This window comes from Methylobacter sp. sgz302048 (genome assembly GCF_052162025.1).
In the GTDB taxonomy this organism is placed as follows: domain Bacteria; phylum Pseudomonadota; class Gammaproteobacteria; order Methylococcales; family Methylomonadaceae; genus Methylobacter.
In genome coordinates this window covers 239,581-262,500 of record NZ_CP197401.1, presented here as the reverse complement: position 1 = coordinate 262,500, position 22,920 = coordinate 239,581, and the positions used below count along the sequence as shown (strand labels likewise).

Genomic DNA, 22,920 nt, shown 5'->3' with positions numbered 1-22,920 from the left:
AAAACGACCGCATCACTTTTAGGCAGATACTGCGCAAGCCGTGCTAGCAAGGCTTCTTTATTAACCGGCAACGGCGTTTCTTCGAAATCAAGCCGGAGCAGTTGCTGATGCTGGGCCATAATCCGCAATTTACAGATGCTACGCATATTAGGCTCAACAATGAAGTCGCATGCGACGCCTTCTGTTTCCAGCAACTTCTGAAGAATCTGGCCCTCGGCATCATCACCAATGACACCCAATAATGTCACTCGACCACCCAGTTTGGCGATATTCAACGCTACGTTACCGGCTCCACCAATACGATCTTCAATATCTTTGACCCGAACCACCGGCACAGGCGCTTCAGGCGAAATCCGGCCGGCCAGCCCTGACCAGTAGCGATCCAGCATGACATCGCCTACGACAACAATATGAGCCTGTTTGAACTCAGACGCCGCTACCAACATCGGTTGCCTCCTCAATCACACTGCACCACCAGTGGCCTATCAATATATGCGCTTCTTGAATTCTTGCCGTTACCGCGGAAGGCACAATGATTGAGAGCGTAGCCTGATGATGCAACTCTCCGCCTTCACCGCCCGTTAAACCGACCACTGCCATGCCTTTCGATTTAGCAACCTCAACTGCTTTTAGAATATTCTTGCTTCGCCCCGATGTGGAGATAGCTACCAAACAATCTTTTTCATTGGCAAGAGCTTCCACCTGACGCGAGAAAACCGTTTCAAACTCAAAGTCATTGGTATGAGCCGTTAAAATAGAACTGTCTGTCGTCAAGGCGATCGCTGCCAGCGCCCGCCGTTTTTTTTCATACCTGACAACCAGTTCAGCTGCAATATGCTGACAATCTGCAGCACTGCCGCCATTACCGCATAATAATATCTTTCCGCCCTGCTTCAGCGTCTCGATCAATAGCCCTCCGGCTGCTTCTATTTTCTCGGAACAGTCGGCCAAGCGCGTCATCATTTCTCTGTGCTCTTCAAGCTCAGAAATAAATGCTTTCAAAATAGTATCCCCATAGTTTCAAAAGGCTTTTTTAGCCATGCTAAAACAAAGTGTTTTTATTCAAAACGAATTGATAGGCAATTAATTGACAACCGCTTGTTTCCGGTCATTCCTGTGCTGCATCTGATGTAAGCGAGCATAAACCCCATTTTTTTTAATGAGTTCCTGATGCGTACCTCTTTCCACGATTTGACCATGATCGATAACCAGAATCATATCCGCATTTTCTATGGTTGATAGTCTATGAGCTATCACCAGTGTTGTCCGATTGCGCATGACTATTTGCAGGGCCGCCTGTATGAAGCGCTCCGATTCGGTATCCAGCGCCGACGTTGCCTCATCTAATATCAAGACTGGCGCATCTTTCAGCAGCGCTCTTGCCAATGCTAATCGTTGCCTTTGTCCACCCGACAATTTGACGCCGTTTTCACCTATTTCGGTGTCAAGCCCGAGTTCCAGCTTGCTGATGAATTCCATTGCATAAGCATCGGTTGCAGCGGCAATAATATCTTTTCTGTCGGCGTTTGCCAGTGCGCCGTAAGCTATATTATTGGCTATCGTATCATTGAATAAGGTGACCTGTTGATTAACCAATGCCAGTTGTTTTCTTAAATTCGCTAGTTCATAGGTATTAATTTCAACGCCATCGAGCAATATTTCGCCTGTCTTATGCGTATAAAAACGGGAAACCAGATTAGCCAGCGTGCTTTTGCCGCCGCCGGAAGCGCCGACTAGCGCTATAGTTTGCCCCGGATCCGCTTTGAAACTGATGTTCCTTAGAGCGAGCTCAGTAGCTCCGGGATATTTAAAAGATACGTTCTTGAACTCCAGCTTGCCTTTGCATTTATCTATTTGATAAGTGCCATCATTCTGCTCTGTTGGCTCATCCAGAACATCGAACAGGGATTCAGCCGCCGCAATACCTTTTTGAATATCGCCATTAACTTCCGTTAACTGTCTGACGGGCCTGGGCAACAGAAATGCCGCGGTCAGATAGCCTACAAACTCGCCTGTGCTGGACTGCTCCATAAAAAACAGCGCCATATACATCAAACCAGACAATGCTACAGCAATGATGAGCTGTATGATCGGATTATGCACGGCCTGTGTCGTGGCGAGCTTTAGCGATTGCCGCCGATTATCCAGGCTGCTCTCCATAAACCGCCGACGCTCATAATCCTCGCCGCCATAGCTGCGCACGATTCGATGGCCGCCTACCAGCTCGGACGTGATATGCGTTATATCGCCTACTGATTGCTGGATTTTCTTGCTGATGTTTCGCAACCGCTTACTGACATAGCTCACCAGCACCGCAATAATCGGCGTTATAGCAACAAAGACCATCGATAACATCCAGTTTGAATAGAATAGGTAGCCTAGTAAACCTATAGCGGTCAAACCTTCCCTGACAAAAGTGCGCACTGCATCGGTAGTCGCCTTAGTAACTTCGCCTACATTATTAGAGATTCTCGCAATCATATAACCGCTATTGTTCGCGTCAAAATATGTAGTCGGCAAACGAGTGTAATGATCAAAAATTTCGCATCTTAGTGCATGCACGACGTTACAGGATACTTTGGCCAGAAAATAATTGCCCAGATAAGCTCCCAATCCTCGCACCACAATCAAGCCGCTAAACAGCAACGGCAAATAATACATGCCCTCACGCACTTCGGTTTGCAGCGTGTCAATAATATGCTTGATCAATGACGCGAATAATGGCTGAGTAGCCGAGTAAATCAGAAAACCCAGAATACTGATTGCAAAAAAACCACGATGCGGTTTTACATAAGTCAATAATCGCTTGTATATTTGTATACTCGCTTCAGATTCTTTTTTCATACTTTTATATAATTCATGCCACTCACATGCTTTGGCAGTAGTAACTCATGTTTAAATGAGTAAAATATTACCATTCTTTAACGAAAAAGACTGTAATAGCCTTCCATCTGATGCTTTTATCAGACTGTTTCGCCTCTGGAACACAAGCTATACATTCCATAGCAAGACTGTAAAATATCGCGGTATTGTTATGAGATTAAAAATTGCATACACTGAATGAAGAAACATCCATCGCTAGCTCCTCCTTCCAGAATATTGGTCATTGCCTTACGCCATCTTGGCGATGTCTTGCTAATAACGCCCTTAGTACGCTCACTTCATAAAGCCTATCCGCAGGCACAAATAGATGTTTTGGTATTTGACAACACCGCCGCTATCTTAGAAGGAAACCCAGATATCAACCGGATAATAACCACGCCTTTACGTCCAACACACGCTGATTACCGACATCTTGTTTCGCAATTATTTAGGAGATACAGCCTGGCAGTCATTACACAGACAGGGGATCGCCCTTTCATTTACGGATTGTTAGCCGCACCTACGCGTGTTGCTGTGGTGCCGAAAAAAGATCAAAAAGGGGCATGGAAACGCTACTTGGTTCAATATTGGACTGAATTCGATGATGAAAATACGCACACCGTAATACAACTCTTAAAATTGGCGGATCTCTTAGGCATCGCCAGAAATTATACACTGGTTCCTCCGCTGCCGACTGACGATCAGAGGCTTGCCGCTATCTCTGGCAGCTCGGCCTATGCCGTTCTTCATGCCTATCCGATGTGGCATTATAAACGATGGACAATCAATGGCTGGATTGAAACTGCGCAATTTCTTCAGGATTCAGGTTTAAAGGTGGTGCTGTCAGGCGGCCCTGCGCCGGAAGAAATTGATTATGTAAACGAAATTCATCGGCAATTATCGCCTGAGGTCTTAAACTTGACCGGTAAAACCACCATATCGCAGCTTGCCGATATTATCAGTAAGGCAACATTATACATCGGTCCCGACACGGGCATAACCCATCTGGCCGCGGCCATGGGCGTTCCGGTTATTGCATTATACGGTCCAACCAATCCTGTCAAATGGGCGCCTTGGCCCACCAATTATGATAGTGACGAAAATCCGTTCCGGAAACTAGGCGATCAGCAAGTCAACAATATTTATTTAATTCAAGGCATTGCCGATTGCGTGCCCTGCCATCAGGAAGGTTGTGACCGAAATCGACAAAGCCGCAGCGCATGCCTGGAAAATATCAGCCCGGAATCCATCAAAAAAGCCATTCTGCAAGTATTGAATCAAGAGCAACGCCAACAGTAAAAAACAACTCATGCCCTTTAAAGAACTATATTTCCAATCTCAGCCATTAATGATCGACATTGGCGGCTATATCGCCATTTTGCTGATTTTAACCCTGCCTTTTTCCACCGCCTTAACTCTCGTATTTTCCGCGGCATTGTTGTTATTGTGGATAAGCTCGGCTCAATTTATAACCTTGCCAATCTTTATAAAGCAAAATCCGCTGGCCCTATTGGCATTATTACTGTTTTTTTATTTAGCCCTTGGCATTACCTACACCACAGCCGCACCTGAAAATGCATTTTCTACGCTCAGCAAATATCGTGAACTTTTGTTGCTGATCATCCTGCCGCCATTTTTTCAGTCCGAATTCACCAGACAATGGGCATGGAACGTTTTTATTATTGCGTCTATTATGACGCTATTAGGCTCTTATGCCATTTATTTCGGCTTCATCGATTATATGCAGCCTACAATGGACCCCTGCATTAAAAACCGCATTACTCACAGCCTTTTAGTGGCTTTCTTTGCCTTTTTCTGCGCACACAAATCCTTGCAAGCAGGCAAATACAGGTTGCTCTATATTGCTTTGATTATTTTATGTATTCACAATTTATTCTTCCTCGTCTCCGGCCGCACCGGACAGTTGATCTTTCTGCTATTAATGATGCTTTTTTATATTCAGCGGTTCCCTACAAAAAAGGCAGTATTGCTAATTACTGCTACTGTCACGCTACTTTTAGTCTTCATAACCTGTTCCGATAGAGCCAATCGCATCAACGAGGGCTTTTCACAAACCCAAAATTATCTGCATTCTGAAAACGGTGGAACCAACTCATCCGAGGGACAAAGACTAACTTTCTGGAAACATTCGTTGACGCTCATTGCTGAAAACCCTTGGCTAGGCCATGGCACAGGCAGTTATCCTGTTGAGTACTGTAGAGTGGCGGCAAAAACCGATATTGCGTCCAACAATCCCCATAATGAATATTTAATGATTACCGTACAGACCGGCATAGCCGGCCTGCTGCTGTTTTTAGCCTTTTTGTTCAGTCAATATCAATGTTCGTTAAAACTGGCAAATGAATATAAATGGCTGGCGCAAGGCATATTGGTGGCGCTTGCCACCAATAGTCTTTTTAACTCCACAATTCTCGACTTTACCGAAGGGCACTGGTTTATCACTATGATAGCCCTATGCTTTGCAACGTTGCCGACCCATACAAAACCATGCTCAGCGTAGTTATTATCACCAAGAACGAATCCGCGCATATTGCCCGCTGCCTTGAATCTATCGCGTGGGCGGATGAAATCATTGTTCTGGATTCAGGCAGCGAAGACAATACGGTCGACATCTGCCGGCGCTACACTGACAAGGTGTTTATGACTGACTGGCCGGGTTTCGGCATTCAAAAACAGCGCGCCGTCAGCAAGGCAACCCAGCCGTGGATCTTGTCTATCGATGCCGACGAACAAGTGATACCCGAATTGAGAGAAGAAATTGAGCAGGCCATGAGCCAAGCCCATATCAGTGGCTTTGAAATACCGCGTCTTTCAAGCTATTGCGGCAAACAGATCAGGCATGGCGGATGGTGGCCCGATTATGTTTTGCGTTTATTTCAACGTGAACACGGGCATTTCACCGAAGATCTCGTTCATGAACGTATTATTGTCGACGGCACTATCCAGCGCTTAAAAACACCGCTGATTCATGAAGCGTTTATAAACCCTGAAGAAGTCCTGCACAAAATCAACAGTTATTCGTCACTGGGCGCTGAAAAACTGCACCAGGCTGGCAAAAAAACCACATTATTCCAGGCGATAGCTAAAGGATTCTGGACTTTTTTTCGCACTTACTGTTTAAAGGCCGCTTTTCTGGATGGACAGCAAGGACTCATGCTCGCCATATCCAATGCTGAAGGCACTTATTATAAATATCTGAAATTGCTGGATATGCAACGGAACAAGGAGTCAAAGACGTGAGTTTGATTTCTGTCATTGTCACGACCTATAACTGGCCGCAGGCACTGGATGCCAGTCTGCAAAGTCTGTTAAATCAGCAAGATCAGAATTTTGAAGTTCTTGTTGCTGATGATGGCTCAACGTTTGAAACTCGGGAATTGATAAAGAATCGGTACTCGGGTAGTTCAATACCGGTCAAACATGTTTATCATGAAGACCAAGGCTTCAGGGCCGGCACTATTCGAAACAGAGCAGTTGCCCGCAGCCAAGGTGACTATCTGATTTTTCTCGATGGCGACTGCGTAGTTTTTCCAGATTTTATAAAAGTCCATCGCCGCTTAGCCGCTAAAGGCTACTTTGTCCCCGGCAATCGCATGCTTTTAACCGAAAACTTCACTCAAACAGTCCTGAGCGAGAAAATTCCCCTTCATAGTCAATCAAAAGCTTATTTTATTTTCCGCTGGCTGACTGGCAAAATAAACAGAATCACTCCGCTCATATCCTTGCCCATGGGGCCGTTACGCCTGATACATCCGCTCCGCTGGCAAAAAGCCATGACCTGTAACTTGGCCATGTGGAAAAATGATTTTATGGCGGTTAACGGTTTTGACGAACTTTTCCAAGGCTGGGGTTATGAAGATTCTGATCTGGTGATTCGTCTGATACATAACGGCATTAAACGCAAGGAAGGCCGATTTGCTGTACCTGTCTTGCACCTGTGGCACCGGCAAAACGATCAAAGCCAGCATGATAAAAACTTTCAGCGGCTTATGGAGCGCCTGAATGAACGGGAGTTCATTCAGGCGGAAAAAGGACTGGATCAATACATTTGAACCAGCCTTTTTTTATTAGTTGCTGATTGTATCAAGTCGAAAACTATTCATTTATTTCCTCAATCAGCATCTCTCTAATTTATTACTCGTTGCTGGCTCCTTGATATGCACTTTCTCGCGATTTATCCGATTTAATACGCATGCTGACCGTTTTCAACGCTCGTAATAGCGGTGCAGCTCCACCCATTGCTACCGCATCGACTAAGCAATACCAGGCAGCAACGCCGCTTGGCGGATTGCCTTGCGGCAAATGCAACACCGGATCGATAGCCGCCCACTTCCAGGTCCCAACCGCGGTGCCAATAATTTCCAACCATGTCGTAATAAAAAAGGCTGCAAGATAAACCATGGGTGAACGCCCCTTGAAAAGATAAATCAGAAAAACGCAAAACAGCAAAGCACCTACATAATCACCCTGCTCCGCATAGCCGCTGATACCCCAGGCAGACCAGGCGCCACACACGAGCACTACAAATGTGGCGATTTCTCTAGCATATCTTAAAAACAGTCCTGAACGCCCCAACGCCACAGCCGTCAAATAAACCATGCCATGCCCCGGCGGCACATAAGCCGGCACATTGCCAAAACGATAGGTATACCCACCCATAAAAGGCGAGGCAAAATGTTCCCCTATAGTGGCAAAAATGATGGCAATAATTACCTGCATTCTGACTTCTTTGTTTTCGCCGAGCAGTAAACCTGTTAAAAACACCCATCCGCAGACGCCTAGCGCATTTTGTTTCTCCAGCGTAGCATTAGCGTCAGCCGTTAAACAGACCGCTACGCAAAAAAAAGTAAAGGCTGCTATAAAATAATCCCGTTTTTTATGCGCATAAGCACCATCAACAGGTGGGAAATGGCGTAACATTTTTTTACCTCGTCAAATTAACTTCGGCTCCGTCATAAAGTCTTCTATGACATGGCCTTATATAAATACCCAAGCAATTGCGGCATACCTTGCAAATTTACCTGACAAAATGATTAAACAAGCCGGCAATAAAGGAAGCCTCAACCAGCCACCAGCAAAACACAAAGCATCCCCAACCAATGGCAACCATGAAAAAAATAATGCCCAAACGCCTCTTTTTCTGACTATATCGAGCGCTTTCTGCTTCTTTTCCGGCAATAGCGTAGCCATAGGAAATTTTTTAGCGGCCAGAAGGCCTAAAATCCACGTCGTCATTGCGCCCAGCGTATTACCTATAGTGGCAACAATGACTAATTGCTCAATCTGATAACAGCCTTCCGCTACCATATAAGCCAGTACCGCCTCAGATCCACCTGGGGCAATCGTTGATGATATAAAGGCACTAATAAATAATCCCTCTATTCCAACCAGCATCTCTTGCACTTAATTTCTCCCAAAAAAAAACCCCTGTAGCCCAAAAAGCACAGGGGTTTTTATATTGCCAGAATTTAACTTCCGGGCAATGTCTTGTTCTTGCTGGAAATGACCAACTTAACCAGATCAGACAAAAATTTTACAATCAATTCGATAGCCGATCTCAATAAATCGAAAATATAAGTCACTATTTCCGATGCGCTCATTCCTTTGAATTTGCGAGCCAAAAATGGCGCCAGCAGTAAGCCGATCGCTAATCCAATTACGGTCATTCCCGAAATCATCGATTCGTCTTTTTGCTCTGGTGCGACTGCAGGCACACTTTTTGTTGCAGCAACTGGAGCAGCAGTCTGAGCCCCCGCATTGCCGGCAACAGCCGCGGCTGTTATCGACTGAATGCCTGAGTAATCATCTTGAATAGCATAATCAGTCACACCTGGAATACTAGGCAGATCTCCGTCGCCTTTACCAACTTTCAACTGGGCTTTCATGCCTTTTTCCATATGCTGAGCGATATCGCAGTGCACCAGATAAGTTTTATCGCCGGGAGGAAGAATCAATGTACCGGAAATTTTTGCAGGGCCTGTTACTTCCAGATGGAACATGCCTTTCGGATACAAATACTTGGGCAGGCCATGCATCATCCATTGGTGGCGGATGTTATCGTCATTGATAAAATGAACCGTCAGCTTGGTACAGGGCTTGAAATTAAATTCCTGAGTATCAAACGCGAACATTCTTCCTGGAAACTTTTCAGCGTATTTATGGCCGGCGCGGACAGTAATTTCCTTGGTTTCAGATATTTCTTCGCAGCCGCCTGGCAAGGTATCGGCATTCTGCCCCATCACCATGCCGCCACCCATATCCATTAAGTGGCCATCGCCATGACTCATAAGCGAGTTATGCTCTTCATACTCTTCCGCCGCCATAGCCGGTACGGAAAAAAGAAAGCTTATTATCGCCACTGATAACAACTTCACCATTCTAAGTTTCCTCTTTACTGGAAAAAATCAACAAAAGTTTTTATTAAAGAATAATAAAAACTGATCAGAAAAATTTCTGAATGCATATCCCTTGCCAAAGATCCTGCATGCTGTTTTTTATGACAGCCTTGGCTTCGGTTCAACATAAACTACTGCATCTACTTCACCTAGATTAGGCGGTAGATCAAATCTTGCCAGACTGGCATTCTGCATTCAAAAAATTTTATCTGCATCTTAATTTTGTTGATCCTATCTTGGGCAAATCCATGATAGCCATGCCATAAATTGCATTAACATCACATTGAGACCCTAAAACATCAAGGAAGTTCCGATAATTTAGGGTCTGACTTTTAAATAACTAATTGTTAATCTTGACTATCAGTTACTGATCAAAAACTTTTAACCTTAGCTAATATTCCATCGATCAAACGCTTGAAGCCTGCATGAGACAGATACAGTACGTATAAGCCTGCAAATGCAAAGAATGCGTATAAGAGTATGCTACCGCTTTTTACTTCTTGACCTTTGCCTGCCATAAAGCTCATGTGAGCATCCAGCCTATCACCCTGATCTGGCACTAATGTAATATGAATCAGATACTTGCCAACTTCTGGCACACCGTTAGGCAAAGATAAAACTACAGTACCGGATTTATGTTTATTAGCTTCTTGAAAAAACACCCGAGTGCCTTCAGGTTCTTTTGTTACTTCAAACTCAACCGCCATATTTCTGTATCTGACGTCCTGATAATCAAATACAAGCTGAGTTAATGTATTGGTATTGGGAATGTTGCCGCAAAAATCTTCGGCCGGGAAATCTTTCGGTTGATAAGCGGTATAGTGAATCCAATGATCCTTTTCCAATTCAAATTTACATTGGTCGGTATCGGTACCAGCTGCTCCACCGTGTGCCCACAACGAGGCAGAAAAAAACAACCCCAGGAATCCTAGGCCAACTCTTCTTAATATCTGTGCTCTATTCATACTACCTTCCAGTTTTGCTAAATAAATAATTATTATTATTAGGAAAAATGCAACCGCCCCTATTTACATAGCTTGAGCTCATAAAAACTGTATTTGCTCTCTATCTTGGCTCATAGCAACTTGCAACTCTAGCATATCGCCCCATACAAATAAAGGAATTGATGGAAAGTCATGTGCTATAAAAGTATAATGTTGCCAAATGATAATGCCCTTATAGCGCTATTGCCATCATTGGGCCCTTTTCGTAGACTTACACTAAATTTTATTCAGCCGGAACTCAGCACAATGTCATCTCTGACCACCTCAGAAGCCTGGAAAGCCTTACAAAACCATTATCATCAAATACACAAGCATTCACTGCGCGACAGCTTTGAAAGTGACAGTCATCGTTTCGATAAGTTCTCCCTTACTTTTAACGATATTCTTTTTGACTATTCCAAGAACAGAATAACTGAGGAAACACTGCCTCTTCTTATAGATCTTGCCAGACACGCTGGGCTTGAATCAAAAATCCATGCCATGCTCTCCGGAGCGATTATTAACAATACCGAACGCAGAGCCGTTCTGCATACCGCTCTGCGTAACCGGAGCAATAAGCCGGTTTATGTGGACGAGCAAGACGTCATGCCGCAAATCAATAAGGTGCTCGCTAAAATGCGCGCCTTCTGCGATAGTGTTCGCTCGGGCGAATGGAAGGGTTATACCGGCAAAGCCATCACCGACATCGTCAATATTGGTATCGGAGGTTCTGACTTAGGCCCGAAGATGGCCTCGACTGCTTTGACGCCTTATGCCACAGATGCATTAAAAGTTCATTTTGTCTCCAATGTGGACCAGGCCGATCTTATAGAAACTTTAAAATGCTTGTCCCCTGAAACAACACTGTTTCTTATCGCATCCAAAAAATTCAACACGCACGAAACCATGACTAATGCAAAGTCTGCAAGAAACTGGTTTCTGGACAGCGCGAAAGATCAAAAAGCCGTTGCCAAGCATTTTGTCGCCATTTCGACCGATATCGACAAAATTGCCGAGTTCGGAATAGACGCCAACAATATGTTTGAATTCTGGGATTGGGTAGGCGGCCGTTACTCACTTTGGTCAAGCATAGGCCTATCCATTGCCTTATATGTCGGCATGGACAATTTTGAGCAGTTGTTGCAGGGCGCTCATGAAGTTGACGAACACTTCCGCAGCACGCCTTTTGAAAAAAATATCCCTGTCATCATGGGGCTGTTAGGCATCTGGTATAACAACTTCTTTAATGCCGAATCGCACGCCATTTTGCCCTATGACCAATCCCTACGCTATTTAGCCGATTACTTTCAGCAGGGCGACATGGAAAGCAACGGCAAAAGTATCGATATGAATGGCGAAAAGGTTGACTACAGCACCGGCCAGATTATCTGGGGCCAGCCCGGCACTAATGGACAGCACGCTTTTTATCAGCTCATACACCAGGGCACCAAACTGATTCCTTGTGACTTTCTGGCCCCTGCACAAAGCCATTACCATTTGCCTGAACATCATGACATTTTGATCTCAAACTTCCTGGCGCAGCCTGAAGCTTTGATGAAAGGCAAAACGGCCGAAGAAGTCAAACGGGAACTGACACCGTCCGAACAGGCCGACCCGGTGCTGGTCGCTTCAAAAGTATTTGAAGGCAACAAACCATCCAATGCATTTTTATTCAAGAAACTGACGCCCAAAACATTGGGCTCATTGATTGCATTGTATGAACATAAAATTTTCGTTCAAGGCGTGATCTGGAACATCAATTCTTTTGACCAGATGGGCGTGGAATTGGGAAAAGTATTAGCCAAAGCTATACTTCCCGAGCTTCAGAATGAAGAAATTATCAAAAGCCATGATGGCTCTACTAATGCGCTGATCAACACTTATAAACAATACCGATAACGGCGCCCCCAGGTTAACGCATTAAAATATCTGAGCATCATTCAAATAACCGACGAAGCAAATGGTGATGCCGCAACTCTAGTTGAGTTGCGGCATCATGCAACGCCAGCTCAAAGCCTTGGCGATATTTCAATCACAATACTGACAGCATCAGGTCAGATTCAGGCAACTAATCGCACTTAGCATGCTGCGATAATGACTGCGAGCACATCAATCAGAAACGATATCAACGCCTAGCGCGAAAAAAATCCTTTAACAATTCCCCGCATTCTTCTTCCAACACGCCACCGGTCCAATTGACCCGGTGATTTAAAAAGCTTGCATCGCTCAGTGACAAGGCGTTGCAAACAGCGCCCCGTTTGGGATCGAAGGCTCCGAAAACCAGCCGCTTAATGCGCGCATGACTGATAGCGCCCATACACATCACACAAGGCTCCAACGTAACGTATAACGTAGCGTCACAAAGCCGATAATTTTCCAGCGCAATACCAGCCCTGCGGACAGCTATGATCTCGGCATGAGCAGTCGGATCATGAGTAACTATCGGCATGTTCCAGCCTTCGGCAATACACTGATCATCCTTAACGATGACAGCGCCGATCGGAACCTCTCCCTGCTGCTCGGCACGTTGCGCCAGCCTGATGGCATAGCGCATCCATGCCTCATCCTGTGATTGTATTATTCCCATTCAATGGTTGCGGGCGGCTTGCCGGATATATCATAAGCCACACGCGAGATGCCTGGCACTTCATTAATGATGCGGCGAGAAACCACATCAAGAAATTCGTAAGGCAAATGCGCCCAACGCGCCGTCATGAAATCAATCGTTTCAACAGCCCGCAAAGCGATGACATAATCGTAGCGACGACCATCGCCCATAACACCGACCGATTTGACTGGCAGGAATACGGCAAAGGCCTGGCTGACTTTGTCATAAAGCTCATGTCGGTACAGCTCTTCAATGAAAACGGCATCAGCCTGACGCAACAAGTCCGCATACTGTTTTTTGACTTCACCTAAAATCCTGACGCCTAAACCGGGCCCAGGGAACGGATGGCGAAATATCATTTCTGAGGGCAGTCCCAGTTCCAGACCCAGCTTTCTAACCTCATCCTTGAACAATTCCCGTAAAGGCTCGACCAATTTCAAGGCCATATCTTCAGGCAATCCGCCGACGTTGTGATGAGATTTGATCAGATGCGCCTTGCCGCTTTTCGATCCCGCAGACTCGATCACATCGGGATAAATCGTGCCCTGCGCCAACCATTTTGCATCGGTTAATTTCGCCGCTTCTTCATCAAAGATTTCAATGAACAAATTGCCGATAATCTTGCGTTTCTGCTCGGGATCGCTGACACCGTTCAAGGCGTCCAGATAGCGCTGCTCCGCATTGACTCTGATGACTTTAACCCCCATGTGCTCGGCAAATGTCGCCATGACTTGATCGCCTTCGTGTAAACGTAGCAGACCGGTATCGACAAAAACGCAGGTCAACTGATCGCCTATGGCCTTATGCAGCAACGCCGCCACAACAGATGAATCCACCCCGCCGGACAAGCCTAAAATCACCTGATCGCTACCGACCATCACGCGCACGGACTGAATGCTGTCTTCTATGATATTGCTGGCTGTCCATAACGCCTCGCAGCCACAAATATCCAACACAAAGCGGGACAATATGCGTCCGCCCTGTTTGGTGTGAGTGACTTCCGGATGAAACTGCAGGCCGTAAAACGCTTTTTCTTCATTGGCGATACCGGCAATAGGCGCTCCATCCGAGCTGGCAATAAGCATAAAACCATCAGGCATGTCAACAACACGGTCGCCATGGCTCATCCAAACATCCAACAATCCATAGCCTTCCTCAGAAACATGATCCTCTATACCGGCCAGTAATTTGGAATGGCCGCGCGCCCTGATCTGCGCATAACCGAATTCCCTGTGATCGGAAGACTCGACCTTGCCACCCAGCTGTGCAGTCATAGTCTGCAATCCGTAACAAATACCCAATACAGGCACGCCCAGATCAAACACAATTTGCGGCGCTCTCGGCGTATCGCCGCTGGTTACCGTTTCAGGACCGCCCGACAAGATAATGCCGTTGGGCGCGAATTGTTCAACATCTTCCGCACTGCATTCGCAGGAGTAAATTTCGCAGTAAACGCCGATTTCGCGAATTCGCCGCGCGATTAATTGAGTATATTGCGAGCCGAAATCTAAAATAAGGATTTTGTGCGAATGGATATTCGCGGACTGTTGCTGCTTCACGGTAAAACTCGACAGTTATATTCGTTTAAAAAACAAGGGGCTCCTGAGAGCCCCAACAATGTATCTTTATGTCGCCGGCATTTAATCGAGGCGGTAATTGGGCGCTTCTTTTGTAATGGTCACGTCATGTACATGACTTTCTCTCATACCCGCACTGGTCACACGCACAAATTGCGCCCTTTCATGCAGCGCGGCGATAGTTTGACTGCCAGTGTAACCCATGCTGGCGCGAACGCCGCCCAGCAATTGATGAATAACAGCCAGCAGGCTGCCTTTATAGGGCACTCGACCTTCAATGCCTTCCGGCACCAGTTTTTCGACCAGTTCGGTTTCTTCCTGAAAATAGCGGTCGCTGGAACCTTGCTGCTGCGACATGGCCCCCAAAGAGCCCATGCCACGATATGATTTGTAGGAACGGCCCTGAAACAGCTCAATTTCACCTGGCGCCTCTTCAGTGCCGGCAAACAATCCGCCTAACATCACGGCATGCGCACCCGCAGCCAGTGCTTTAGCGACATCACCGGAATAACGGATACCGCCATCTGCAATTAAAGGCACGCCAGTACCTTTCAATGCATCGGCCACATTACTGACTGCTGTGATTTGCGGCACACCGACGCCGGCAATAATGCGCGTTGTGCAAATGGAACCCGGCCCAATACCGACCTTGACGCCGTCTGCGCCAGCCTCAACCAATGCGCGCGCCGCTTCCGCAGTAGCGATATTGCCGCCGATGACCTGAACTCCGGGATAATGCTCTTTAACCCAGCGAACTCTGTCCAAAACGCCCTGCGAGTGGCCATGTGCCGTATCGACGACAATAACGTCGACACCAGCCGCCACCAGCGCAGCCACACGCTCTTCAGTGCCATGCCCGGTGCCAACCGCTGCGCCGACTCGCAGCCTTTCATGTTCATCTTTACAGGCCAATGGGTAATCCTTGGCTTTCTGGATATCTTTTACAGTAATCATGCCCCGTAAATGAAAGGCATCATTCACGACCAGCACTTTTTCTATGCGGTGCTCATGCAGCAACGCAATCGCTTCTTTACGATCGGCATTTTCACTAACCGTAACCAAACGTTCTTTGGGCGTCATGACTTTGGTTACCGGTTCGTCAAAACGAGTTTCAAAACGCAAATCACGGCTCGTTACAATACCGACCAGCTTATCGCCATCGACTACCGGTACACCGGAAATATTTTTAGCCCGCGTTAAGTTAATGACGTCCCGAATACTGGTATTAGGCGAAACGGTAATCGGATTTTTAATTACTCCGCTCTCGTACTTTTTAACGTTACTAACTTCCAGCGCCTGCTGCTCGGCAGTCATATTTTTATGAATGATGCCTATGCCGCCTTCCTGAGCAATGGCAATCGCAAGCCGTGCCTCTGTTACGGTATCCATAGCCGCGGCAACCAGAGGAATATTCAGCGCAATGCCACGTGTCAATTGCGTTTTCATTTCTACATCTCGTGGCAGCACAGTCGAGTGCGCGGGCACTAATAAAACGTCATCAAACGTGAGCGCTTCCTGAATAATTTGCATAAACCACACCTAAAAGCCTTAATTAACATGACACTATAGCACTAACTGCCAATAATCGCCATATTATAATTTAATTTCTTGACATATTCTCACAAAAGTGTAGCTCCTGTGGCTCTCGACTTGTCTTCTAAGAAACACCTAAAGGCATAAAACTAGGACAAGAACTAATTGAATAGATGCCTAAGCAGAGTTACTTAATAGAACAGACGCATTTATTCTCCGCATATAGACTGGAATCCATATGATTTCTTTCTGTAGCTGGGCTATTGATTGATTCCTACACTTAAGCTATTTTTACATAGTCTTAATTTATTGACGCATATAAAACATAAGACAATGTAATTTAATTCAAAACACATCAATACCAACAATAATTATCTTTACATTTTTATGAAAACATTAACTCAATCTAAAAGTTTACTGCTAGGCTGCGCAATTGCACTCACTTCTATTGCCGCCAATGCGGCAGAGCCAGTGGACATTTGTCCGGATGCGGCATCCAGAACATTTATTCATAATCAATTAGAAACATTATTAAAACAAGTTCAAGCGTCATCTGATAAGAATGGTGGCTTCGGTTTCAATATGTGGGCAACAGTTGTCAATCGGGCCGGTGTAGTCTGCGCGGTGGCTAAATCCGGCGCCGATAGTGGTGAACAATGGCCGGGCAGCCGTGTCATTTCGGCACAAAAAGCTAATACAGCCAACAGCTTCAGTCTCCCTGACTTTGCCTTATCAACAGCCAATCTGTATTCTGCTGTACAACCAGGAGGTACTCTATTTGGCTTGCAAGAAAGTAATCCAGTCGACACAAGCGTCGCCTATGCTGGAGATGCTGCAGCTTACGGCACAGCCAATGATCCTATGGTCGGTAAGAAAATTGGCGGCGTCAATGTATTTGGCGGCGGCTTACCACTGTATGATGTCAACGGAGCACTCTTAGGCGCAGTTGGCGTAAGTGGCGACTCCTCATGCGCGGATCACAACATCGCTTGGCGCATGCGCCAAGACGCTAACATGGACCATGTTCCAGGAGGCGTAACTGCAAACAAGGATGACAATATCATTTACGACATTGATCCCACCACTTCCAAGAGCAAAGACGGCTGGGGCCATCCTTCTTGCAGCAATGCAGCCAAAACAATCGCCGAAGGCTTTGCCAAAGCAGGTTCAGGCTCCTAAAACAAGCGTCGCTCCATACGCAAAAAAGCCGCCTTCCAGCGGCTTTTTTCATACAATAAATGAAATATGGAAATTGATGAATAACCTCTAGCAAAAAGGCTGCCGCAATCCTTTGACTTAGCAATTCTATCGTTTAAGTTAAAATAAGTTTGACTGCCATTAAAAAAATCAAGATGGAAAAATAGCGCTTTAGCTTCTGCGCCGGCAGCCGATGAGCCAGTTTGGCGCCAATCGGAGCCGTAAGGGAACTGCCCAGACTGATGCCTAAAAAAGCTGGCAGATAGACATAGCCCAGACTCCATTCCGGCAACTGAACTTGATTCCAGCCCAATACCGCATAACTGATCGTACCCGCCACAGCTATCGGCAAACCACAGGCGCTTGATATCGCCACCGCATTACGCATGGCATATCGGCAGCGCACAAGATAAGGCACGGTTAGCGTCCCCCCGCCTATTCCCACTATGGACGACATCAAGCCGATCAGGTTCGCCACAATAAAATCCAATACCTTAGACTCCTTGACCTCTCCGGGTTCTGGCATTATCTGAAAAGCCATCTGCACACCGACATAAAGTAAAAAAACGATAAAGATGTAACGCAATACATCAGCGTCTATATGATTTGCTACTACAGCTCCGAGCGTTGCCCCGACCATAATGCCTGGCGCAAGCCTGAGCACTTTTCTCCACATCACAGATCCTAAGCGATGATGTGCCAGCACAGAAGCCATTGAGGTAACAATTATCGTCGCCAGCGAGGTTGCCACTGACATTATCATAACCAGATCAGAAGCCATACCGTACATTGTAAATAGCAAAACCAGAACAGGCACAATGACTATCCCTCCGCCAATGCCGAAAAGACCGGCCAGCAATCCTGAAACCATCCCCAATATCACGCTCAACAAAAAAAATATCATTATTGCCCTCTATAAATAACCGCTAACGCGCGGCAGCCACCGATTATGTTATTCTAAGTCCGACACTAATAAAGCGCCCGTATAACTCGATGAAAACATTTCTGGTAGGTGGTGCCGTACGCGACAAACTACTCAACTATCCAGTCAAGGAAAAGGATTGGGTTGTCATCGGCGAGACACCTGAATCAATGGTAAAAAAAGGCTTTCGTCCGGTAGGCAAGGATTTTCCGGTGTTTCTGCATCCGGAAAACGGTGAGGAATATGCGTTAGCCAGAACCGAAAGAAAAACCGCTCCAGGTTATAAAGGATTTGTCGTGCATGCCTCTCCTGATGTAACTCTGAAACAGGACCTAATGCGCCGTGATTTGACGATTAATGCGATCGCGATGACGCCGCAAGGCGAAATCATCGATCCGTATGGCGGCAAAAACGATATTGAAAATCGCATTTTCCGCCATATCTCGCCGGCTTTTGCCGAAGACCCTGTACGCATACTGCGCGTGGCCCGCTTTGCAGCCCGATACAGCCATCTCGGCTTCAGACTGGCTGAAGAAACCCGGGTGCTGATGCGGCAAATGGTGACGGCCGGCGAAGTCGATCACCTCGTGCCGGAACGTGTCTGGGCGGAGTTATTCAAAGCGCTTAACGAAAAATCACCGTCCGCTTTTTTCTATATGCTAAAAGACTGCTCCGCTCTGGAGAGAATTTTTCCTGAAATTCATAGCCTGTTCGGCGTACCGCAACCGGAAAAGCATCACCCTGAAATCGATACCGGCGTGCACGTCATGCTCTGCCTGGAACAAGCCGCAGCGTTATCTTCGAGCCCTGAAGTCAGATTTGCGGCTCTGATGCATGATCTCGGCAAGGCCGTATCGCCCAAGGAAAATTGGCCGCATCATTATAATCACGAAAAAAACGGCCTGCCCATATTAGAAAATTTATGTGCTCGCCTGCGTGTGCCTAATTCATTCAAATCGCTGGCCATGCTGGTTATGCGCCATCATACGCACTGTCATCGAGCCTTTGAATTGCGCCCATCGACTTTAACGGACATGCTGATGACTTTGGGCGTCTTTAAACCGACCAATAATACTTTGGACCATTTCCTGCTGGCCTGCGCCGCCGATGCCAAAGGCCGCATAAATCATGAGAACAATCCTTATCCTCAGGCAGACTATATAAAAGGCGCCGCCAAAGCCGCCGTCTCGGTGGATACCTCGGCAATATTAAAGAGCAAACTTCAAGGCGCGGAAATCGGCGAAGCCATACGCCGCCTAAGAATTAGGGCCGTTGCCGAATTTATTGCGGTTGAATAATGCACTCAATCGAACTATAGTAAAAATTTTACTGACTTAATCATACGCCATGCCTTCATTTGACATCGTTTCCGAATTTGACAAACACGAAGTTACAAATGCCGTTGACCAGGCCAATAAAGAAATCAGCACGCGTTTTGATTTCAAAGGCACAGATTCAAGCTTTGAATTGAATGATGACAAGATATCCATGATTTCTGAATCCTCGTTTCAGTTGCAGCAAATGTTCAGCATCATCTGCTCCAAACTCACCCGACGCGGCATAGACATTGCCTGCATGGATGTCGCCGATCCCAAGCCCAGCGGCAAGGGCATGCGCCAGGAGATTACGATGAAGCAAGGACTTGATTCGGCTTTAGCAAAAAAGATCGTTAAATTGATCAAGGACAAAAAACTGAAAGTCCAGGCCGCCATTCAGGGTGATCAGGTCAGAGTGACCGGCAAGAAAAGGGATGACCTGCAGGAAGTAATTCAGATGATCAGGGATGAGAAAATCGACATGCCGCTGCAATTCACCAATTTCAGGGATTGATGAATGCGGGCTTGTTAATCCAGCGGTAAACAAGATATCCGGATATTGCCAGGCCGAGCCAGCCTATAACCAGGGGCCCGATCAAGCCATCATAGTACCTGTTGACCAAATAAAGATACTCCGAGCTGAAATTGGTATTGAACAGGCTCTTGCTCATCTTTATCTGCCAGACCCAGCTGGTATGACAACCGATACACAACCCTAGGCTGGCTTTGAACTCCGTCCGGAGGATACCCAAGAAAATACCGACCATAACCAGAGCCCAGAACGCCGACAGAATATCCGGATTCAATAGATTGAAAAACGCTTCACCAAGCAGTTTGAATCCGCTCAATGGTGTTATTTCCTGATGCGGAATATTAATGTCGCTGTCTAGAAAATGCAGGACCGCGTAATAAATGGCGCTGATCACAATGGCGGCTATAACAGACATTTTGCGCTTCAGCCCCGTTAACAGTACGCCTCGAAACAAAGGCTCCTCAACCCAGGAGATAATCAGCGCCAACAACAATGACAGCGCCATTTTTTTTGCCAGCAGCGAGACTGTCCAAACATGACTCTGATCGACAACATTGACGCCGAGTCCATACAACACAATAACAACCGGCATTAAGGTTACAAAGCCGAGCCCGAAGCCCTGCAGCACCTGCTTAAAAAAAACAGCCTTGCCGGCGAAACCGATATCTGCTTTTTTGAATCTGAAATAGGCCATGACCGGAAAAATACTCAGCACCAGAAAGAGTTGTGCCGACTTCTTGATTATTTTGCTTAACGGGAACTGATCGCCGATGCCCAGAGCGATAAAATAACCAGCCAGGCAGGCTATAAAAATAGCCCCTAGCAGAACCAGCAGCGGCACAAGGGCGTAATAAATAGACTTGATCATTTCCAGCTACCGAAATCGCCCCACAGCATCTGCACGGCCGATAATGCGGCCAATGAAGCCGTTTCTGTTCTTAGTATCCGACTGCCTAAGCGCACCGGGATAAAGCCCGCCGCTTTCGCAAACTCCCGCTCCTGATCAGAAAAGCCCCCTTCGGGTCCGGACAGCAACGTGACCTTCATGTCTTCGGGTTTTAAATCAGCTAAAGATGCTTCGGCGTAAGGATCCAGAAAAACCTTCAAACCGCTCTGTTGATCCGCCCAATTCGATAAATGCTCGATCTCAGCCAACTCAGGCAGCAATGTTCTGCCGCTTTGCTCGGCAGCATGCTGCACTATTTTTTGCCAATGCTGTAAGCGCTGCTGTTTTTTCTCGCCTTTAAACTGCACGACGCAACGTTCGGTCAGCAGCGGCGTCATGGCACTAACGCCGAGTTCAACGGCCTTTTGTACCGCAAGGTCCATTCTATCGCCGCGCGAAATGCCTAATCCGAACGTTATCGTCAGCGGCGACTCGACAGTGCGATCCAGCCATTGCTGCACATCGATCAGCACCTGCTTGCGGCTGACTTCGACCAGCGTGCATATATAATCGCCGCCGTTGCCGTTAAACAAAATGATCTGCAAATCTTTTTTCAGCCGCAGAACCGTCCTGACGTAATGAGCACTATCCTCATCAAGTATTATTTGCCGGCCTTCGGCCAGATCTGCGGGCACATATAATCGTGAAATTCGCATGTTTAATCCTGAACAGCTAGTTGTATGCCAGCCCAGGCCACATCCGCTATCAGCCGAATTTCATCCTCGGTCACCACATAGGGCGGCATAAAATAGATGACATTGCCCAGCGGCCTCAATAAGACGCCTTTGGATAAGGCATATTGATAAACCCGTAAGCCGCGGCGCTCCTGCCAGGGATAGGGTTCTCGCGTTTGCTTGTTTTTGACCAGTTCGATAGCCAGTACCATGCCGGTCTGCCTGACTTCCGCCACCCGCGGATGCCCGTTAAAGCGCGCCGCTGCCTTAGCCATTGCTTCAGCCAGTCTTTTATTTTTTTCTATGATATTTTGCTGCTGGAAAATTGCTATGGTTGCCAAACTGGCCCTGCAAGCCAAGGCATTGCCGGTATAACTATGGGAATGCAGAAAAGCCGTCAATTTCTGATAATCATCATAAAAGGCCTGATAGATCTGATCGGTAGTCAAAACGGCCGACAGGGGCAGATATCCGCCGGTCAAGCCCTTGGACAGACAGATAAAGTCCGGCGTGATTGCCGCCTGTTCACAGGCGAACAGAGACCCGGTCCGGCCAAATCCGACCGCTATTTCATCGGCAATCAGATGCACATTGTATTTATTGCAGGCTTCGCGCAGCAGTTTCAGGTAGATGGGATCGTACATGCGCATGTTGCCGGCGCACTGCACCAAGGGCTCGACAATGACTGCACAAGTTGTATCGGCATGCCGTGCGAGTGTCGCCTCCATGAGCGAGAACCGGCGTATGCAGTAATTCTCCCAGGATTCGCCTGGCTCCCGATAATAGCAATCCGGTCCCGGAACCGTAATGACGTCCATCAGCAATGGGCCATACGTTTCCTTATAGAGTGCTACATTACCGACAGCCAAAGCGCCCAGGGTTTCGCCGTGATAACTGTTTTCCAGCGTGATGAATTTAGTCTTTTGAGTCTGCCCGAGATTGCGCCAGTAGTGGAAGCTCATTTTGAGCGCTACTTCTACGGCTGAAGAACCGTTATCGGCATAGAAACACCGGCTAAGTCCCCGGGGCGTGATCTCGACCAGTTTTTCCGCCAGACTGACAGCCGCTTCATGCGTGAAGCCTGCAAGAATCACATGCTCCAGCGTATCAAGCTGCTCTTTTATCGCGTCATTGATGGCAGGATTGGCATGCCCGAATAGATTGACCCACCAGGAACTGATCGCATCCAGGTAACGATTGCCTTCAAAATCTTCCAGCCAAGCACCGCTGCCTTTTTTTATCGGGATAATCGGAAACGTTTCATGGTCCTTCATTTGAGTGCAAGGATGCCACAAAACCGACAAATCGCGATCGGAAAATACTCGGTTACTCATGAACAAAGGCAAGCAGAGCC

Annotated in this window: 22 protein-coding genes (1 of these 22 only partly in view); 8 read left to right on the top strand and 14 right to left on the bottom strand. The window is 46.8% G+C overall.

Translation table 11 applies throughout. The annotated features are described in order from the left end of the window. The 3 genes from hldE to msbA all read right to left on the bottom strand — a co-directional run. Positions 1-446 carry the 5' portion of a bifunctional D-glycero-beta-D-manno-heptose-7-phosphate kinase/D-glycero-beta-D-manno-heptose 1-phosphate adenylyltransferase HldE gene (gene hldE, locus ACTNE6_RS01250; protein WP_442498340.1) on the bottom strand. The gene continues 979 nt to the left of window position 1, outside the view, so 446 of the gene's 1,425 nt are visible here — the first part of the coding sequence; the start codon lies at positions 444-446; its stop codon lies off the left edge, out of view. Then, entirely contained in the window at positions 427-1,002 is a 576-nt protein-coding gene (locus ACTNE6_RS01245) for a D-sedoheptulose-7-phosphate isomerase (RefSeq protein ID WP_442498339.1), read from the bottom strand. Before ACTNE6_RS01245 ends, hldE begins: the two co-directional genes overlap by 20 nt. Before the next feature lie 81 nt (positions 1,003-1,083). Further along, positions 1,084-2,844 carry a lipid A export permease/ATP-binding protein MsbA gene (msbA, locus tag ACTNE6_RS01240; RefSeq protein ID WP_442498338.1) on the bottom strand — a complete coding sequence of 587 codons (1,761 nt, stop codon included), beginning with the start codon at positions 2,842-2,844 and terminating at the stop codon, positions 1,084-1,086. A 216-nt stretch (positions 2,845-3,060) separates the two neighbouring features. On the opposite strand from msbA, the gene rfaQ reads away from it, so the two are divergent. Genes rfaQ through ACTNE6_RS01220 form a run of 4 tightly spaced genes read left to right on the top strand, consistent with a single transcriptional unit; the run spans position 3,061 to position 6,935 of the window. Beyond that, positions 3,061-4,161, top strand: a complete 1,101-nt coding sequence (gene rfaQ, locus ACTNE6_RS01235; protein ID WP_442498337.1) for a putative lipopolysaccharide heptosyltransferase III — start codon at positions 3,061-3,063, stop codon at positions 4,159-4,161. Between the two features lie 10 nt (positions 4,162-4,171). Beyond that, the gene (locus ACTNE6_RS01230) at positions 4,172-5,383 is read left to right on the top strand and encodes an O-antigen ligase family protein (RefSeq protein WP_442498336.1); all 1,212 of its coding nucleotides are present in this window, start codon (positions 4,172-4,174) and stop codon (positions 5,381-5,383) included. Beyond that, complete coding sequence (locus ACTNE6_RS01225) at positions 5,338-6,123, top strand: glycosyltransferase family 2 protein (protein ID WP_370526965.1); 786 nt, start codon at positions 5,338-5,340, stop codon at positions 6,121-6,123. The genes ACTNE6_RS01230 and ACTNE6_RS01225 overlap by 46 nt, the downstream gene beginning before the upstream one ends. Next, positions 6,120-6,935, top strand: a complete 816-nt coding sequence (locus ACTNE6_RS01220; RefSeq protein WP_442498335.1) for a glycosyltransferase family 2 protein — start codon at positions 6,120-6,122, stop codon at positions 6,933-6,935. The genes ACTNE6_RS01225 and ACTNE6_RS01220 overlap by 4 nt, the downstream gene beginning before the upstream one ends. A gap of 82 nt (positions 6,936-7,017) precedes the next feature. On the opposite strand, the gene ACTNE6_RS01215 is transcribed toward ACTNE6_RS01220, so the two are convergent. The 4 genes from ACTNE6_RS01215 to ACTNE6_RS01200 all read right to left on the bottom strand — a co-directional run bounded on the left by ACTNE6_RS01215 (position 7,018) and on the right by ACTNE6_RS01200 (position 10,243). After that, complete coding sequence (locus tag ACTNE6_RS01215) at positions 7,018-7,803, bottom strand: hypothetical protein (RefSeq protein WP_194969652.1); 786 nt, start codon at positions 7,801-7,803, stop codon at positions 7,018-7,020. A 57-nt stretch (positions 7,804-7,860) separates the two neighbouring features. After that, on the bottom strand, positions 7,861-8,277 hold the full coding sequence (locus tag ACTNE6_RS01210; RefSeq protein WP_228779011.1) for a YqaA family protein: 417 nt from the start codon (positions 8,275-8,277) through the stop codon (positions 7,861-7,863). Positions 8,278-8,351: 74 nt separating this feature from the next. Further along, positions 8,352-9,260, bottom strand: a complete 909-nt coding sequence (locus ACTNE6_RS01205) for a copper oxidase (RefSeq protein WP_442498334.1) — start codon at positions 9,258-9,260, stop codon at positions 8,352-8,354. Positions 9,261-9,649: 389 nt separating this feature from the next. Next, positions 9,650-10,243 carry a hypothetical protein gene (locus tag ACTNE6_RS01200; RefSeq protein ID WP_442498333.1) on the bottom strand — a complete coding sequence of 198 codons (594 nt, stop codon included), beginning with the start codon at positions 10,241-10,243 and terminating at the stop codon, positions 9,650-9,652. 285 nt (positions 10,244-10,528) lie between these two features. Here ACTNE6_RS01200 and pgi point away from each other — a divergent pair, with 285 nt between their 5' ends. Next, positions 10,529-12,160: a glucose-6-phosphate isomerase gene (pgi, locus tag ACTNE6_RS01195; RefSeq protein WP_442498332.1), complete on the top strand. Its 1,632-nt coding sequence runs from the start codon at positions 10,529-10,531 to the stop codon at positions 12,158-12,160. 226 nt (positions 12,161-12,386) lie between these two features. Here pgi and tadA read toward each other — a convergent pair whose 3' ends face one another. From tadA to guaB, 3 genes are all read right to left on the bottom strand, one after another. Continuing rightward, the gene (gene tadA, locus ACTNE6_RS01190; RefSeq protein WP_442498331.1) at positions 12,387-12,848 is read right to left on the bottom strand and encodes a tRNA adenosine(34) deaminase TadA; all 462 of its coding nucleotides are present in this window, start codon (positions 12,846-12,848) and stop codon (positions 12,387-12,389) included. After that, positions 12,839-14,428: a glutamine-hydrolyzing GMP synthase gene (gene guaA / locus ACTNE6_RS01185; RefSeq protein WP_442498330.1), complete on the bottom strand. Its 1,590-nt coding sequence runs from the start codon at positions 14,426-14,428 to the stop codon at positions 12,839-12,841. The genes tadA and guaA overlap by 10 nt, the downstream gene beginning before the upstream one ends. Before the next feature lie 81 nt (positions 14,429-14,509). Then, positions 14,510-15,976 carry an IMP dehydrogenase gene (gene guaB, locus ACTNE6_RS01180; protein ID WP_442498329.1) on the bottom strand — a complete coding sequence of 489 codons (1,467 nt, stop codon included), beginning with the start codon at positions 15,974-15,976 and terminating at the stop codon, positions 14,510-14,512. Between the two features lie 390 nt (positions 15,977-16,366). On the opposite strand from guaB, the gene ACTNE6_RS01175 reads away from it, so the two are divergent. Beyond that, positions 16,367-17,158 carry a GlcG/HbpS family heme-binding protein gene (locus tag ACTNE6_RS01175; RefSeq protein ID WP_442498328.1) on the top strand — a complete coding sequence of 264 codons (792 nt, stop codon included), beginning with the start codon at positions 16,367-16,369 and terminating at the stop codon, positions 17,156-17,158. Between the two features lie 133 nt (positions 17,159-17,291). Here the strand turns inward: ACTNE6_RS01175 and ACTNE6_RS01170 are convergent, their stop codons facing one another. Beyond that, complete coding sequence (locus ACTNE6_RS01170) at positions 17,292-18,080, bottom strand: sulfite exporter TauE/SafE family protein (RefSeq protein WP_442498327.1); 789 nt, start codon at positions 18,078-18,080, stop codon at positions 17,292-17,294. 89 nt (positions 18,081-18,169) lie between these two features. On the opposite strand from ACTNE6_RS01170, the gene ACTNE6_RS01165 reads away from it, so the two are divergent. Together ACTNE6_RS01165 and ACTNE6_RS01160 are read left to right on the top strand one after the other, a co-directional pair. Continuing rightward, entirely contained in the window at positions 18,170-19,396 is a 1,227-nt protein-coding gene (locus ACTNE6_RS01165) for a multifunctional CCA addition/repair protein (protein ID WP_442498326.1), read from the top strand. Positions 19,397-19,445: 49 nt separating this feature from the next. Continuing rightward, a complete protein-coding gene (locus tag ACTNE6_RS01160) occupies positions 19,446-19,928 on the top strand; it encodes a YajQ family cyclic di-GMP-binding protein (protein ID WP_434483343.1) in 483 nt (160 codons plus the stop codon). Here ACTNE6_RS01160 and ACTNE6_RS01155 read toward each other — a convergent pair. From ACTNE6_RS01155 to ACTNE6_RS01145, 3 genes are read right to left on the bottom strand one after another with little or no spacing between them, the layout of a single operon-like run. Then, positions 19,918-20,814: a CPBP family intramembrane glutamic endopeptidase gene (locus tag ACTNE6_RS01155; protein WP_194969640.1), complete on the bottom strand. Its 897-nt coding sequence runs from the start codon at positions 20,812-20,814 to the stop codon at positions 19,918-19,920. The genes ACTNE6_RS01160 and ACTNE6_RS01155 overlap by 11 nt on opposite strands. Continuing rightward, positions 20,811-21,548, bottom strand: coding sequence for a 16S rRNA (uracil(1498)-N(3))-methyltransferase (locus tag ACTNE6_RS01150; RefSeq protein WP_442498325.1), 738 nt, complete (start codon positions 21,546-21,548; stop codon positions 20,811-20,813). Before ACTNE6_RS01150 ends, ACTNE6_RS01155 begins: the two co-directional genes overlap by 4 nt. Before the next feature lie 2 nt (positions 21,549-21,550). Then, a complete protein-coding gene (locus ACTNE6_RS01145; RefSeq protein WP_442498324.1) occupies positions 21,551-22,900 on the bottom strand; it encodes an adenosylmethionine--8-amino-7-oxononanoate transaminase in 1,350 nt (449 codons plus the stop codon). Positions 22,901-22,920 lie beyond the last annotated feature (20 nt).